Consider the following 835-nt stretch of genomic DNA (forward strand, 5'->3'; position numbering starts at 1 on the left):
GGCTGCGGAAGCTCCGCTCGGCCGCCTCGATCTCGCCTGCCGCCCGCGCCGCGTGGCCGTTCAGCAGCAGCGTCAGCGGCGTGTCGCCGAGCAGCCGGCGCGCCTTGCGGCCGTTCCTCAGCGCCCCGGGCCCGTCGCCCGCCGCGAGCGCCTCCAGGGCGGCGATGACCGCCGCATCGCCCTCGTCGCGCCGGCGCAGCGCCTTCGCGAGCCGCCGCCGCTGCAGCCAGCCGCGCAGCCGCGCGAGCAGCCAGACCACCACCGCGACCGCGAGCAGGGCGAGCGCGAGAGCAATCCCGGCCAGCCAGAGCGGCGCCTCGATCGCGAGGTCGGCGACCGCGAGCATGACCGTGCCGGGACGGTCGGCGATCCAGAGCGCGGCCGCAGCGGCGAGCGCGAGGATGAACAGGACGGCGAGGGCGCGGCGCATCGTCCTGCCTCAGCCGTCCAGGAGCGCGGCGAGGCCGTCGCGCGCGGCGAGCAGCGCCCGCGCCTCGGCGATCCAGCCCGCCATCGCCTCGGCCGGGCGCGGCGGCAGATCGGCGAGCGCGGCGAGCGCGCCGTCGAGGTCGCCGGCATCGAGCCGCCTGCCGGCCTCGGCGAGCCGGGCGGCAGTGCCGTCGCCCAGCACCACGGTCTCGCCGCGCCGCACCGTCACCAGCCCGGCGAGCCGTCCGGCGGCGCGTTCGAAGAGATCGCCCTCGGCCGGCTCGCGCCGTTCGCGCGCGGCGCGCGCGGCGGCGTCGAAGCCGAGCCGCAGTGTCGCGAGGGTCGGTGGGGCGCGGTCGGCGAAGGCGGCAAGGCTCGCGGGCACGACCACGCCCCGGGGCAGCGC

1 protein-coding gene and 1 pseudogene are annotated in these 835 nt (G+C 79.5%); both read right to left on the reverse strand.

The annotated features are described in order from the left end of the window. Positions 1-430: heme biosynthesis HemY N-terminal domain-containing protein (locus FK498_RS18880; protein ID WP_141857266.1), on the reverse strand; the 430-nt coding region annotated here is incomplete at its 3' end. Between the two features lie 9 nt (positions 431-439). Then, positions 440-835: pseudogene (locus FK498_RS19625) on the reverse strand (hypothetical protein); the annotation flags it as partial.

Origin of the sequence: Elioraea sp. Yellowstone (assembly GCF_006704265.1) — a bacterium.
Taxonomy (GTDB): Bacteria; Pseudomonadota; Alphaproteobacteria; order Acetobacterales; family Acetobacteraceae; genus Elioraea.